Annotated in this window: 15 protein-coding genes; 1 reads left to right on the top strand and 14 read right to left on the bottom strand. The window is 61.6% G+C overall.

Annotated features, from left to right (window positions below; genetic code table 11):
* Window positions 1–61: 61 nt before the first annotated feature.
* Complete coding sequence (locus ACYZUD_RS32780) at window positions 62–1,333, top strand: OmpP1/FadL family transporter (protein ID WP_462021909.1); 1,272 nt, start codon at window positions 62–64, stop codon at window positions 1,331–1,333.
* Window positions 1,334–1,423: 90 nt separating this feature from the next.
* On the opposite strand, the gene ACYZUD_RS32775 is transcribed toward ACYZUD_RS32780, so the two are convergent.
* From ACYZUD_RS32775 to cobO, 14 genes are all read right to left on the bottom strand, one after another.
* Window positions 1,424–1,975: a glutathione peroxidase gene (locus ACYZUD_RS32775; RefSeq protein WP_462021908.1), complete on the bottom strand. Its 552-nt coding sequence runs from the start codon at window positions 1,973–1,975 to the stop codon at window positions 1,424–1,426.
* A gap of 55 nt (window positions 1,976–2,030) precedes the next feature.
* Window positions 2,031–2,153 (bottom strand): hypothetical protein, encoded by a 123-nt coding sequence (locus ACYZUD_RS32770; protein WP_462021907.1) that lies wholly within the window; start codon window positions 2,151–2,153, stop codon window positions 2,031–2,033.
* On the bottom strand, window positions 2,150–3,358 hold the full coding sequence (locus ACYZUD_RS32765) for an MFS transporter (protein ID WP_462021906.1): 1,209 nt from the start codon (window positions 3,356–3,358) through the stop codon (window positions 2,150–2,152). The genes ACYZUD_RS32770 and ACYZUD_RS32765 overlap by 4 nt, the downstream gene beginning before the upstream one ends.
* 52 nt (window positions 3,359–3,410) lie before the next feature.
* Entirely contained in the window at window positions 3,411–3,815 is a 405-nt protein-coding gene (locus ACYZUD_RS32760) for a MarR family winged helix-turn-helix transcriptional regulator (protein ID WP_462021905.1), read from the bottom strand.
* A 202-nt stretch (window positions 3,816–4,017) separates the two neighbouring features.
* Window positions 4,018–4,749 (bottom strand): adenosylcobinamide-GDP ribazoletransferase, encoded by a 732-nt coding sequence (locus ACYZUD_RS32755; protein WP_462021903.1) that lies wholly within the window; start codon window positions 4,747–4,749, stop codon window positions 4,018–4,020.
* 2 nt (window positions 4,750–4,751) lie between these two features.
* Complete coding sequence (cobC, locus tag ACYZUD_RS32750) at window positions 4,752–5,327, bottom strand: alpha-ribazole phosphatase family protein (RefSeq protein ID WP_462021902.1); 576 nt, start codon at window positions 5,325–5,327, stop codon at window positions 4,752–4,754.
* Entirely contained in the window at window positions 5,324–6,379 is a 1,056-nt protein-coding gene (gene cobT, locus ACYZUD_RS32745; RefSeq protein WP_462021901.1) for a nicotinate-nucleotide--dimethylbenzimidazole phosphoribosyltransferase, read from the bottom strand. Before cobT ends, cobC begins: the two co-directional genes overlap by 4 nt.
* Window positions 6,376–6,897, bottom strand: a complete 522-nt coding sequence (gene cobU / locus ACYZUD_RS32740; RefSeq protein ID WP_462021900.1) for a bifunctional adenosylcobinamide kinase/adenosylcobinamide-phosphate guanylyltransferase — start codon at window positions 6,895–6,897, stop codon at window positions 6,376–6,378. Before cobU ends, cobT begins: the two co-directional genes overlap by 4 nt.
* A 121-nt stretch (window positions 6,898–7,018) precedes the next feature.
* Window positions 7,019–8,470 (bottom strand): cobyric acid synthase, encoded by a 1,452-nt coding sequence (locus tag ACYZUD_RS32735; RefSeq protein ID WP_462021899.1) that lies wholly within the window; start codon window positions 8,468–8,470, stop codon window positions 7,019–7,021.
* On the bottom strand, window positions 8,467–9,459 hold the full coding sequence (gene cobD / locus ACYZUD_RS32730; protein ID WP_462021898.1) for a threonine-phosphate decarboxylase CobD: 993 nt from the start codon (window positions 9,457–9,459) through the stop codon (window positions 8,467–8,469). Before cobD ends, ACYZUD_RS32735 begins: the two co-directional genes overlap by 4 nt.
* Window positions 9,452–10,360, bottom strand: coding sequence for an adenosylcobinamide-phosphate synthase CbiB (gene cbiB / locus ACYZUD_RS32725; protein ID WP_462021897.1), 909 nt, complete (start codon window positions 10,358–10,360; stop codon window positions 9,452–9,454). Before cbiB ends, cobD begins: the two co-directional genes overlap by 8 nt.
* Entirely contained in the window at window positions 10,357–11,007 is a 651-nt protein-coding gene (gene bluB, locus ACYZUD_RS32720; RefSeq protein WP_462021896.1) for a 5,6-dimethylbenzimidazole synthase, read from the bottom strand. Before bluB ends, cbiB begins: the two co-directional genes overlap by 4 nt.
* Window positions 11,004–12,404 carry a cobyrinate a,c-diamide synthase gene (locus ACYZUD_RS32715; RefSeq protein ID WP_462021895.1) on the bottom strand — a complete coding sequence of 467 codons (1,401 nt, stop codon included), beginning with the start codon at window positions 12,402–12,404 and terminating at the stop codon, window positions 11,004–11,006. Before ACYZUD_RS32715 ends, bluB begins: the two co-directional genes overlap by 4 nt.
* Complete coding sequence (cobO, locus tag ACYZUD_RS32710) at window positions 12,401–13,012, bottom strand: cob(I)yrinic acid a,c-diamide adenosyltransferase (protein WP_074874701.1); 612 nt, start codon at window positions 13,010–13,012, stop codon at window positions 12,401–12,403. Before cobO ends, ACYZUD_RS32715 begins: the two co-directional genes overlap by 4 nt.
* Window positions 13,013–13,024 lie beyond the last annotated feature (12 nt).

Genomic DNA, 13,024 nt, shown 5'->3' with positions numbered 1-13,024 from the left:
TATGGCGCCGGGACGAAAATGTTGGTAATTTCCGCCCCGGTGATCACCAGGAGTTCTAATAATGAAAAAAGTAATGCTCAAAACCACCCTTAGCCTTGCCGTTGCCCTGGCATCCACCCAGATCTTTGCAAGTGGCTTTGCCCTCAACGAACAAAGCATCAGCGGTATGGGTACAGGTTTTGCCGGGCGATCCTCATCTGCCGATGACGCATCCACCGTTTTTGGCAACCCTGCCGGCATGTCTCGCCTCAAGCGCGAACAAGTGACCGGTGGTGTTGCATTTATCGACGCGCACACTGACATCAGTGATGCCAGCTCCCGCCCGAATGGTGGTACCAACAAAGGTGACATGGTCCCTTTCATGGGCGTACCCATGGGCTACTACGTCAAGCCAATCGACGACCATTGGGCATTCGGTATCGGTGTATACGCACCGTTCGGCCTGGTGACCGACTACGAGAACAACTTTGCCGGCCGTTATTTCGGTAGCAAGAGTGAAGTCAAAATCGTCACTTTGCAGCCAACCGTCAGCTATGCCTTCAACGACAAGGTGTCGATCGGTTTCGGTCCGACCATCAACCGTATTGACGGCACCCTGGAATCGAACCTGTCGGCAACGCAAGCCCGTCCAGACGGCAAAGTCAAGATCGAGGGTGACGACACTGCTATTGGCTACAACTTCGGTATCCTGGTTCAAGCCACCGATAGCACTCGCGTCGGCCTGACCTACCACTCGAAAGTGAAATACAAGCTCGAGGGCAACACCAAGGTCGACTACAGCCTCTTCGCGCTGCAGGGTCAGAACCCGAGCCAGAAGTACGACGCGTCGCTGGACATCACCACACCTGAGTCGGTCGACTTCTCAGTTACTCATCAGCTGGACGACCAATGGACTCTCTACGCAGGCAGCACCTGGACTCGCTGGAGCCGCCTGAAAGAGATCAGCGTCGAGAACGACGGCGTTCCAGCGGCCCTGCGTCCCCAGTTCGGCACCATCACCGAAGAGCAGAACTGGCACGACACCTGGGCTCACGCCATTGGTGCTTCGTATCAGGTCAACAAGCAATGGGTCCTGCGTACCGGCTTCTCCGTCGATCAGGCACCGACCAACAACGAAAACCGTTCCCCACGCATTCCGACGGGCGATCGCAAGATTTTCAGTCTGGGCGCCGGCTGGAGCCCGACCGACGACCTGACCATCGACGTAGCGTACTCGTACCTGGTCGAAGAGTCGGTCAAGATCAACGAAACCAACGCTCGTAACCAGAACTACAGCGCCAAGTATGAAAACTCGGCAAACGGTTTGGGTATCGGTGCGACCTACCGCTTCTGATGATGCCCGGCGAGCCTGAACGACTCGCCGCCTGAATCAAAAAAAGCCCCACGCTCTTGTACAGAGGCGGGGCTTTTTAGTGAGTGTCGATCAGGGTTGAGAGGCCAGTGCTTTTTCCACCGCCTCGATAAACTCTGGGTCATCAGGCTTGGTCAGGCTGGAGAAATTGGCGATCACCTTGCCCTGGCGATCGACCACGTACTTATAGAAATTCCACTTCGGTGCGCTGGTCTGTTTGGCGAGGATCTTGAACAGATGAGTCGCGTCGTCACCACGGACTTTCTGTGGCTCGGTCATGGTAAAAGTCACGCCGTAGTTCACGTAGCAGACCTTGGCGGTTTCTTCGCCGTCCTTGGACTCCTGCTTGAAGTCATTGGACGGCACACCGATCACCTCCAGCCCCTGATCCTTGTAACGCTGATTCAGCGCCTCAAGGCTTTTGAACTGCGGGGCAAAGCCGCAGAAGCTGGCCGTGTTGACCACCACCAGCGGTTTACCGGCGAAGCGCTGGCACAGGTCGATGGATTCCTTGGCACGCAGCCTGGGCAACGAGCCTTGCAAAAGGTCCGGGCACTCGGCGGCTTGAGCCAATCCGGTCAACGCCACCAGTAACGCGGGAACTGCAAGCCAGCGCATCAGCATGTCAGTGCATCCTTGAGAAGTCGTCGGGATCGAAGTTACTCGCCCTCACATCCTGCTAGCAAGCACCCATACCCAACTGCATCAGCGCCAGCCCGCCCTGATGCCAGCCCCACCATGCCAGGGCCAGCAGCACGGCGCAGACAGCCGTTAGGGCGATCCGCGGCCAGAGACTGTTCATATCGCACTCATCCGGGTTTGCAGGCGCGCCACAGGCTGCTCACGCACCGGCCAGTTCAGGGCGGCGGCCAACAGACTCAAGAGAATCGCGACCTGCCAGATCAAGTCATAGCTCCCGGTTCGGTCATACACCACCCCGCCCAACCAGCCGCCGAGGAACGATCCGAGCTGGTGAAACAGGAAAACAATCCCACCGAGCATGGACAGATTTCGCACACCGAACAAGGTCGCCACGGTGCCGTTGGTCAAGGGCACGGTGGACAGCCACAGGAAGCCCATCGCCATGCCAAACAGATACGCGGTGGTCGTCGTGACCGGCGCCCACAGGAACAACGTAATCACCACTGCCCGCAGCAGGTACAGACCGGTGAGCAAACGCGGTTTGGACATCCGCCCGCCGAGCCAACCCGCCGTGTAAGTACCGAAGATGTTGAACAGCCCGATCAGCGCCAGCACCGTGGTGCCGACGGTAGCCGGAAGGTGCTGGTCCACCAGATACGCCGGCAAGTGCACGCCGATGAATACCACCTGGAAACCGCAGACAAAAAAACCGAACGCCAACAACCAGAATCCCGAATGGGAGCAGGCTTCATGCAGTGCTTCAGAGAGGGTCTGTTCATGGCCGAGTACCGGCAACGGCGTGTCCTTGAGCATGCCCACCAACGGCACGATCAGCGCCACCAACAGGCCCAGCACCAGCAATGCCGCCGACCAGCCGAGCCAGCCGATCAACCCCAGCGTGCCGGGCAACATGGCAAACTGACCGAAAGAACCGGCGGCGCTGGCAATGCCCATGCCCATGCTGCGTTTCTCCGGCGGCACCGCGCGGCCGACCACGCCGAGGATCACTGAGAACGAAGTGCCCGACAGGCCGATGCCGATCAACAGGCCGGCGCTCAGGGACAAACTCACCGCCGAGTCGGACAGCCCCATGAACACCAGGCCCAACGCGTACAGAACGCCCCCGACCAGCACCACTTTCGCCGCACCGAAGCGGTCGGCCAGCGCGCCGGTGAAGGGCTGCGCCAGGCCCCAGATCAGGTTCTGCAAGGCGATGGCGAAGGCGAACACCTCACGGCCCCAACCGAACTCGGCGCTCATCGGCGCCAGAAACAAACCGAAGCCGTGTCGCACACCCAGAGACAACGCAAGAATCAGCGCACTCCCCACCAACACCCAACCGCAAGTACGCCACATCGATGTCATTCTTATTCTCCGGTAGCGGGTATATACCCGCTTAAGATCGAACAAACCGGCATCAAGCCAGTTCGTCCAGCAGCTTCAGCAAGGCTTCGCGTTTTTCGGTGCCCAGACGATCAATCAACCGCTGCTGTGCCGCCTCCCAGGCCGGCAAGGCAGCTTCCAGGCGCTCGGCACCGGCCTCGGTCAGCCGGACGATGCGATTGCGCATGTCCTCGCCCTCGACCAGCTTCACCAGGCCTTCGCCCTCCAGCACGCGCAGATTTCGCCCGAGGGTGCTGCGATCCAGCCCCATGGCCTCGGCCAGTGTGGAAATACTCGGTTGATCCAGACGCTGCAGATTGCACAGCAGAGAATACTGGGCAACGTTGATCCCGAAGCCGTCGAGAGCGCCGTCGTAATGCCTGCTGACGCCACGGGCGGCGCGACGCAGGTTGATGCATAAACATTGAGAGTCGAGCATGGTGCGTGTATATACCCGCGAGTGTGTTAAATCAAGTTACAGATGGGTTCATTCAATGACTGGAGGGTGTCTGGTAGATCGCCATCGCGAGCAGGCTCGCTCCCACACTGGATCGGCGTCGAACACAAATCCCATGTTCGCAGGGGATTTAATGTGGGAGCGAGCCTGCTCGCGATGAGGCCAGCACACCCACCGCACCCCATCAGACCAACGCCAAACCGACCAGCAACACCATCTCCAGCAATTCCAGCAATGCCCCCGCCGTATCGCCCGTCGTCCCGCCCAGTCGCCGCAGCATGACCTGCCGCAACCAGACAAACACCAGCACCGCCAACGCCACCGCCAAAACACCGCTGAGGCCGGCAATCAGAACACACGCCAACGCACTGACCGCCAACACCTGCTTACCGGCCAAACGCGGCAAATGATCCGCCAGTGCCTGCCCCAATCCGCCGGCACGCACATAAGGCGTGGTCAGGAACAATCCCAGCAATGCACTGCGGCCAATCAACGGAACGATGATCAGGGCAGCGTCGTGCTGTTGCTCGATCAACGCCAGCAACGCAGCGAATTTGAGCAGCAACACCAGCACCAGCGTCACCACCGCGATCGGCCCGCTGCGAGGGTCTTTCATGATGGTCAGCGTGCGCTCACGGTCGCCAAACCCACCGAGCCACGCATCGGCGCTATCGGCCAGACCGTCCAGATGCAGTGCGCCACTGAGCAACACCCAAACGGTCAACAACAGCGCCGCGTGAAGCAGCAATGGCGTACCGAGCAACAGCCAGTTCAACGCCCACAGAATCGCGCCAAACAGCAGCCCCACCAACGGATAAAACAGCAGCGAACGCCCCAGTTCCTGTGGCGCCGGCATGCCCGGCAGGCGAATCGGCAGACTGCTCAAAAATTGCAGGGCGATCCAGAAAGGCAACATGGTCAGATCGCTTCCCTTAACAAAACACCGGACTCGACCGACAGCGAGAACAACGCACCATGGCCGACCTCAACGTTGAGTAACTGCTCCCGCGGCAATCCTCGCGCCTGCGCCAGCAACAAGCGCATGACCCCGCCATGACTGATCAGCAACACCCGCTCACCCGCACAGGTCGCGTACAAACGCTCAACCGCCGCCAACACCCGCGTCGAAAAATCCTCGACCCGTTCACCCTGAGGCGGCGTAAACGAATAAGGGTCGGCCCAGAACAATCCCAACGCCTCGGCATCCGTTTCCATCAACGCCGCTGCGCTCTGCCCTTCCCAGGCGCCGAAGTGCAGTTCTTGCAGGTCATTATCCAACTGCACCGGCAAACCCAGTTGCGCACCGAGCTCTTCAGCGAATCGCGCGCAACGCTGCAACGGCGAACTGACCAAACGATCCCAAGGCCCCTGCTCGACGACCGCCGCGCGCATCTGCTCCCAGCCTTTGCCGGTCAGCGCATCGTCGAGGCTGCCGCGCAGGCCGCCGCCGAGTTCGGTTTCGCCGTGGCGTAACAGGTCCAGGCGCAACGTCATGCCGGACGATCCGCCACGGCCGCTTCGGCGAAGGTCGCCATTTGCCCGTGAAGGTCGCAGGCCAGACGCAGCAACGGCACGGCCAACGCAGCGCCGCTGCCCTCGCCCAGACGCAGACCGAGATCCAGCAACGGCTCGGCGTTCAAGGTCTCCAGCACATGGCGATGCCCCGGCTCGGCACCGCGATGACCGAACAACAGCCACTGACGGCAATCCGGGTTCAAGCGCACCGCCACCAACGCAGCGACGCTGCAAATGAACCCGTCCACCAGCACCGCGACGCCTTCCTGGGCACACGCCAGATACGCACCGACCAGCGCCGCGATTTCAAAACCACCAAGGTTGAACAAGGTTTGCAGCACATCGTCACGCTGAGCGTTGTGCAAGGCCAAGGCGAGCTCGATGACCTGGGCTTTATGGCTGACACCCGCCGCGTTCAGGCCGGTGCCTGGGCCGGTCAAATGCACCACCGGGCAATCCAGCAATGCGCAGGCTAATGCGCTGGCTGCGGTGGTGTTGCCGATGCCCATCTCACCGCCGATGAACAGCTGCGCACCTGCCGCGAGGGCACGCTGCACGCTGTCGCGACCGGCCTGCAAGGCAAGTTCGCCCTGCGCTTGAGTCATGGCCGGGCCTTCAACAAAATTCGCGGTGCCTGCGCCGATGTTCAAGTGGCGCACGCCGGGCAGATTCAACGACGGCGTCACCGTGCCGAGGTCGACCACTTCGAGGGACGCCCCGAGTTGCCGCGCCAACACACTGATCGCCGCGCCGCCACTGACGAAGTTGTACAGCATCTGCGCGGTGACTTCCTGGGGAAAAGCCGACACGCCTTCGGCGACCACGCCATGGTCACCGGCAAAAATCGCGATCCACAACTGATCCAGGCTCGGCTTGACCTGCCCCTGCAATCCGGCCAATTGCACCGCCACCGACTCCAGCCGTCCGAGGGAGCCGGCCGGTTTGGTCAGCTGTTGTTGACGCGCCTCGGCCTGCTCGACCGCTTGGGCATCGATCGGTTTGCAAGGGTTCAGCCACCAGGGTTGAGTCATAACACGGTTCCTTTCAGAGTCAGGGGCAGGCCGGCGACGGTCAGGACGACTCGCTGACAGCGCTCGGCCAAAGCTTGATGCAGCCAACCGGCTTCATCGACATAGCGGCGAGTCAATTCGCCCAGCGGCACGACACCCATTCCGGTCTCGTTGCTGACAAAAATGATTTCCCCCGGCAAAGACGCCAGGCAGTCCAACAAGGCATCGCGTTTGGCCGTCAGACGCTCGGCGTCGTCGAGCATCAGCAGATTGGTCAGCCACAGGGTCAGGCAATCCACCAGCAGGCAACGCTCAGCGCTAGCGGTTTCGCGCAGGACACGGGCGAGTTCCAGCGGCTCTTCGATCAACGCCCATTCGGCGGGACGACGGGCGCGGTGATGGGCCACCCGTTCGTTCATTTCACCGTCCAGTGGTTGGCTGGTGGCGATGTAGGTCACCTGGAGCCGGCTGTCTATTGCCAGTTTTTCAGCCAGACGACTTTTGCCGGAGCGGGCGCCGCCGAGGATCAGTTGCAGCATGTTCATAACCTTTTAATTGGCGGTGTAGCGACTTAAGTCATCGCGAGCAAGCTCGCTCCCACCGTTGACCGCGCTTCAATGTGGGAGCGCGCCTGCTCGCGATAGCGTCCTCGAAATCGCCCTAAAACCCGCAGAGTTCACGCAACAGTCGGGTATCCAGATGCTTCTCCACCAGATCCGCCAGCCGCTCGATATCCCGCTCACGCAACCCGTGGTAATCCACTTCCTGCACATCCTGCAAACCGGCCCAGCGCAACAGCGCACTGCACGCCGCCGGCGATTCGAACAGGCCATGCAAATAGGTACCGAAAATCTGCCCGTCAGCACTTTGCGCACCGTCGCAACGACCATCGTCCAACTGCACGGCGGCGTTTTCCAGCGCCGGCCCGGTGGTCACCCCGGCGTGGATTTCATAGCCAGTGACCTGCGCATCTTCCAGCGCCAGCCGCCCGCGCACATTGCGCAATTGCTTCTCTTCTTCGAGCTGCGTTTCGAACGCCAGCAAGCCCAACCCGGTGCTGGAACCCGGCGCGCCTTCGAGGCCCAGCGGGTCGTGCACCTGCTCGCCGAGCATTTGCAGACCGCCACAGACCCCCAACACTTTTCCGCCGTAGCGCAAGTGTCGGGTGATGGCAGTCTCCCAACCATTGGCCCGCAGATACGCGAGGTCGCTGCGCACGCTTTTCGAGCCGGGGAGAATAATCAGGTCGGCGGGGGGAATGGCCTGGCCGGGGCCGATGAATTGCAGGTCCACCTGCGGATGCAGGCGCAGCGGATCGAAATCGGTGTGGTTGCTGATGCGCGGCAATACCGGCACCACCACTTTCAGTACTTGATCGGCCTTGTCGGTCTGGCGCTGATCGATGCCGTCCTCGGCTTCCAGGTGCAGGTCCATCACGTAGGGCAGAACGCCAATCACCGGTTTGCCCGTGCGTTCTTCCAGCCAGTCGAGGCCAGGTTGCAGCAACGCAATGTCGCCGCGAAAACGGTTGATGATGAAGCCTTTGACCCGTGCCTGCTCGGTGGGCGACAGCAGTTCCAGCGTGCCCACCAAATGCGCGAAAACACCGCCACGATTGATGTCCGCGATCAGTACGACGGGGCAGTCCACCGCCTCGGCGAACCCCATGTTAGCGATATCGCCAGCACGCAGATTGATCTCGGCCGGTGAACCCGCGCCTTCAACCATCACCACTGGATACGCCGCACTCAACCGTTCATGGGAGGCCAGCACCGCTTGCATCGCGATGGCTTTGTAGTCGTGATAGGCAACGGCGTTCATCGTCGTGACCGCGCGGCCATGAATGATGACCTGAGCGCCGGTGTCGCTGTTGGGTTTGAGCAGCACCGGGTTCATGTCGGTGTGCGGTTCAAGATGAGCGGCCTGAGCCTGCACCGCTTGCGCACGTCCGATCTCGCCACCGTCGGCGGTCACGGCACTGTTGAGCGCCATGTTCTGCGGCTTGAACGGCACCACGCTGACGCCCTGGCGCGTGACCCAGCGACACAACGCCGTCACCAGCGTGCTTTTACCGGCGTCCGACGTGGTGCCCTGCACCATCAATGTGGTCATCGGGATTCCTTGGCGTAGGCGTCGAACGCTTGCGCGAGACGTGTCCAGTCAGCTTCATCGGCAGGCAGGCCGAAACGCAGGCTGCTGGTGTTTGTGAACAACCGCAGCAGAATGCCGCGCCGGGCCATAAATTCATGCAGCTCTTCAGCGCAGTCGGTGCTCAACCATTGAAACAGGGCGCAACCGCCCTGGGGTTTGAAACCGTGCTGTTCAAGCAGCAGCGCCAGACGCTCGCTGGCAGCTTCAGTGCGCACCCGTTGCCGGGCATGCCCTTCAGCATCCAGCAGGCAAGCCTGGCCCAATACCCGGGTCGGCCCACTGACCGCCCACGGCCCCACTTGTTCGGCCAATAATTTAAGCAGCTTGCGCTCGGCCAGCACGAACCCCAGCCGCACGCCGGCCAGGCCAAAAAACTTGCCGAAGGAGCGCAGGACGATCAACCCGACCTGATGGGCAAACGGCGCCAGGCTCAGCTGCGGTGTGTTGTCCATGAACGCTTCGTCCACGACCAGCCAGCCACCGCGCTGGGCCAGTTTTGAATGCCAGTCGAGCAGACGACTCGGGGTCAGGCTCAGGCCGGTCGGATTGTTCGGGTTGACCACCACCAGCACGTCGAGGCTGTCGAGGAAAAAGTCGACTTCCTGCTCCAGCACTTCACGCACGATGTAGCCACTGCGCCGCCACGCTTCAGCGTGTTCGGCGTAGCACGGCGAGAGCACGCCGACCTTGCCGGCCCGACGCAAACGCGGCAGCAGCTGGATTGCCATTTGCGAACCGGCCACCGGCAGTACCTGGGCGGCGCCATAGTAATCGCAGGCCGCCTGCTCCAGACCGTCATCGGTTTCCGGCAAACGCGCCCAGGCCCGCAGCGGAATCTCCGGGACCGGAAACGGCCAGGGCGCAAGGCCGCTGGACAGGTCGAGCCAATCGGCTTCGGCGATGCCGTATTCGAGCGCCGCCTTGCGCAATCGGCCACCGTGCTCAAGCATAGAATTCAGCCCCCACGCAGAGGATCAGCAACCATAACCATACCCCGCGCTGGACCAATTGCCAGCCACGGTCGATGGCGTCGGCGTCTGCCGGCACGCCTTCACCCAGTGGCGGACGCTGATGCAGTTCACCGTGATAAATCGCCGCCCCACCCAACTCGACGCCGAGCGCACCGGCACCCGCCGCCATCACCGGGCCGGCATTCGGGCTGTCCCAGGTCGGGCCCTGGGTGCGCCAGCATTTCAACGCCAGTCGGGTTTTGCCCAGCAGCGCGTAGGTCAACGCCACCAGGCGTGCAGGAATATAGTTGAGCACGTCATCGATCTTTGCTGCCGCCCAACCGAAGCGCTCGAAGCGTTCGTTGCGATAACCCCACATAGCATCCAGGGTGTTGCTCAATCGATGGAGCACCACGCCCGGTGCACCGGCCACGGCAAACCAGAACAACGCGGCAAACACGGCATCGCTGCCGTTCTCCAGCACCGATTCGGTGGCGGCGCGTGCCACTTCGGTTTTATCCAGTTCGCTGGTCTGACGGCTGACCAGATACCCCACGCGCGCGCGCGCCTCTTCCAGATCATCACTACGCAGGGCCTTGGCCACCGGCTCGACATGCTCGCCGAGGCTGCGCATGCCAAGGGCGCAATAAAGGACGAGAATCTCGACGATCCAGCCGACATAAGGCGCCCAGGAAAACGCCGTGGCCAGCAAGGTCAGCGGCAACACCGCGATCACCCAAGCGGTGACCCCATGACTGCGCCAGCCGCGACCCTCACCATTGAAACGTTGCTCGATGCGGTCAGCAAAACGGCCGAACGCCACCAGCGGATGCCAGCGTTTGGGTTCACCCAGCAGCGCATCCAGCGCAACCGCGGCGACACTCAACAACGCCACACTCATTGACTCACTCCCCAATAATTTTCATACAGCAATTCGCTGAGCGGACGCGCCTGCGCCCAGCCTTCGAGTACCAGCATCGGCGCCGGATAGAATTCCTTGACCGGTCCCAGGCAAAGAACTGCCAATGGCTTGGCTCCGGCGGGCAAACCCAGCAGGTCTGCCAGTGCTTGTGGCTCGAACAGTGAGACCCAGCCCATGCCTAGCCCTTCGGCGCGGGACGCAAGCCACAGGTTCTGGATCGCACAGGACAACGAGGCCATGTCCATTTCCGGCAAGGTGCGACGGCCGAAGATGTGACGCTCGCGATCGTCCATCAGCGCTGCGACCAATACCTCGGCGCAATCGTTGATGCCTTCGACCTTGAGCTTCATGAATTCATCAGTGCGCTCGCCGAGGGCTTCGGCGGTGCGGATTCGTTCTTCTTCTACCAACTGCTGGATCTTGCCGCGCAGGGTTCGATCGCTGATGCGGATGAACCGCCAGGGCTGCATCAGGCCGACACTCGGTGCCTGGTGTGCGGCTTCGAGCAGGCGCCTCAACAACTCGGGCTCGACCGTACCGCCGCTGAAGTGGCGCATGTCGCGGCGTTCGCCGATGGCTCGGTAGACGGCCGCGCGTTCGGCTTCGGAAAAAGCGTTGTCCGTCATGGCCGCTTCGCGAGCAGGCTCGCTCCCACAGGGATTTGCATTTCTTCAGGTAATACACGGTCAACTGTGGGAGCGAGCCTGCTCGCGAAGGCGACCTCAAGGTCAGGCGCAAACAACGCGGCAACCGCCGATGGATTGGACGGAAAATAGAAATGCACATAAGAGGCTGTCATCCGCCCCTCACGATAAACCGCCTCCGCCCCACGCCCACCGTTAGGGCTCAGGCCTCGAGCAATCGGCTCAAGTTCAGTGCGGGTCAACGAATGGTGATAGGTGTGCCCGCGCAACGAACCTTCCGGCAATTCGACCGCTTGCAGTGCCAACGCTGCCAGACGCTTTTGCATCACCGCATCCCCTGCCAGCAAGCCGACCAGTTCAGCGCGAGTGCCCTCGACATCGGTCAACGAATCGAGCAGATAAAGCATGCCGCCGCATTCAGCCAGCAGCGGTTTCCCGGCGGCATGGTGAGCACGAATGGCGGTCAGCATCGTTGTGTTCCGTGAAAGCGCCACGTGGTGCAATTCAGGGTATCCGCCGGGCAAGTAGAGGCTGCCTGCCTCCGGCAAGCTTGCGTCACGGATCGGCGAAAAAAACAGCAGCTCGGCGCCCATGGCCCGCAGCAGATCCAGGCTCGCGCCATAGGTAAAGGCAAACGCCTCGTCACGGGCCACGGCAATCCGCACGCCGGCCAGCAATGGCTCGGCAGCGATCACATCAGGAGCGGCAAATTCCACCGCCGGCGGCAGCGCGACCTCGCAGCTGCTGGCCAAGGCATTGGCCGCCGCATCGAGACGCAGATCGAGATCATTGAGCTCGCTGGCCTGAACCAGACCAAGATGCCGACTCGGCAATTCGATCCCGGTTTCCCGGGACAACGCACCGTACCAGCGCAAGCCTTCGGTCAGGCTACCTTCGAGCAATTGCGCGTGACGCAACGTGCCGACGCGGTTCGCCAACACCCCGGCGAACGGCAAGTCCGGCTGATAGCGAGCCAGCCCCAGGGCCAGCGCACCAAAGGTCTGCGCCATGGCGGTGCCGTCGATCACGCCAAGCACCGGCACACCAAAGTGTCGCGCCAGATCGGCGCTGGACGGCGTACCGTCGAACAGCCCCATGACGCCTTCGATGAGGATCAGGTCCGCCTCACCGGCTGCTTCCCACAACAATCGACGACTTTCCTGCTCGCCGACCATCCACATGTCCAGTTGATACACCGGCGCACCGCTGGCGCGCTCGAGAATCATCGGGTCGAGGAAATCCGGGCCGCACTTGAACACGCGAACCTTGCGCCCCTGATTGCGATGCAAACGGGCCAACGCAGCGGTGACAGTGGTCTTGCCCTGACCGGAGGCCGGCGCGGCAATCAATACCGCCGGGCAATGACGTGGTTGACTCACAATTCGACGCCTTTTTGCGCTTTGATCCCGGCCTGGAATGCGTGCTTGATCACGCCCATTTCGGTAACGGTGTCGGCCAGTTCAATCATCTCCGGTTTGGCGCCGCGACCGGTAACCACCACATGCTGCATCGGCGGACGCGCCTGCAAATCGCTGAGCACCTGATCGAGATCGAGGTAACCGTGCTTGAGGGCGATGTTCAATTCATCGAGCACCACCAGGCCGATGGACGGATCGCGCAGCAATTCGCGCGACACCGCCCAAGCGGCCTCGGCGGCGGCGATGTCGCGCTGGCGGTCCTGAGTTTCCCAGGTAAAGCCTTCGCCCATTACATGAAAACGCACCTGCTCGGGGAAGCGCCGGAAGAATAATTCTTCGCCGGTGCTGTTGCGGCCCTTGATGAACTGCACCACGCCGCACTGCATGCCATGACCCATGGACCGGGCGAGCATGCCGAACGCCGAACTGCTCTTGCCTTTGCCGTTGCCGGTCAGCACCAGCAGCAGGCCGCATTCATTCGGAGAGTTGGCGATGCGTTCGTCGATTACGGCTTTTTTACGCAACATGCGCGCCAAATGGCGTTCGTCACGATCGGGGGTATCAGTCATGGGGGAGCTCTC

Source organism: Pseudomonas sp. XS1P51 (genome assembly GCF_054897845.1).
Note: the sequence above shows the minus strand (reverse complement) of the source record. Positions and strands in the feature narration are given on the sequence as shown.

Bases quoted from the DNA above. Each gene is read 5' to 3' on its own strand.
- ACYZUD_RS32735 (WP_462021899.1), bottom strand. From the start codon at position 8,470: ATGACCACATTGATGGTGCAGGGCACCACGTCGGACGCCGGTAAAAGC.
- cobC (WP_462021902.1), bottom strand. From the start codon at position 5,327: ATGACGTTGCGCCTGGACCTGTTACGCCACGGCGAAACCGAACTCGGC.
- ACYZUD_RS32775 (WP_462021908.1), bottom strand. From the start codon at position 1,975: ATGCTGATGCGCTGGCTTGCAGTTCCCGCGTTACTGGTGGCGTTGACC.
- ACYZUD_RS32755 (WP_462021903.1), bottom strand. From the start codon at position 4,749: ATGTTGCCTTTCTGGATCGCCCTGCAATTTTTGAGCAGTCTGCCGATT.
- cobU (WP_462021900.1), bottom strand. From the start codon at position 6,897: ATGCTGCAACTGATCCTCGGCGGCGCCCGCTCCGGCAAAAGTCGTCTG.
- ACYZUD_RS32770 (WP_462021907.1), bottom strand. From the start codon at position 2,153: ATGAACAGTCTCTGGCCGCGGATCGCCCTAACGGCTGTCTGCGCCGTG.
- cobO (WP_074874701.1), bottom strand. From the start codon at position 13,012: ATGACTGATACCCCCGATCGTGACGAACGCCATTTGGCGCGCATGTTG.
- cobD (WP_462021898.1), bottom strand. From the start codon at position 9,459: ATGCTTGAGCACGGTGGCCGATTGCGCAAGGCGGCGCTCGAATACGGC.
- ACYZUD_RS32765 (WP_462021906.1), bottom strand. From the start codon at position 3,358: ATGACATCGATGTGGCGTACTTGCGGTTGGGTGTTGGTGGGGAGTGCG.
- cobT (WP_462021901.1), bottom strand. From the start codon at position 6,379: ATGACTCAACCCTGGTGGCTGAACCCTTGCAAACCGATCGATGCCCAA.
- ACYZUD_RS32760 (WP_462021905.1), bottom strand. From the start codon at position 3,815: ATGCTCGACTCTCAATGTTTATGCATCAACCTGCGTCGCGCCGCCCGT.
- cbiB (WP_462021897.1), bottom strand. From the start codon at position 10,360: ATGAGTGTGGCGTTGTTGAGTGTCGCCGCGGTTGCGCTGGATGCGCTG.
- bluB (WP_462021896.1), bottom strand. From the start codon at position 11,007: ATGACGGACAACGCTTTTTCCGAAGCCGAACGCGCGGCCGTCTACCGA.
- ACYZUD_RS32780 (WP_462021909.1), top strand. From the start codon at position 62: ATGAAAAAAGTAATGCTCAAAACCACCCTTAGCCTTGCCGTTGCCCTG.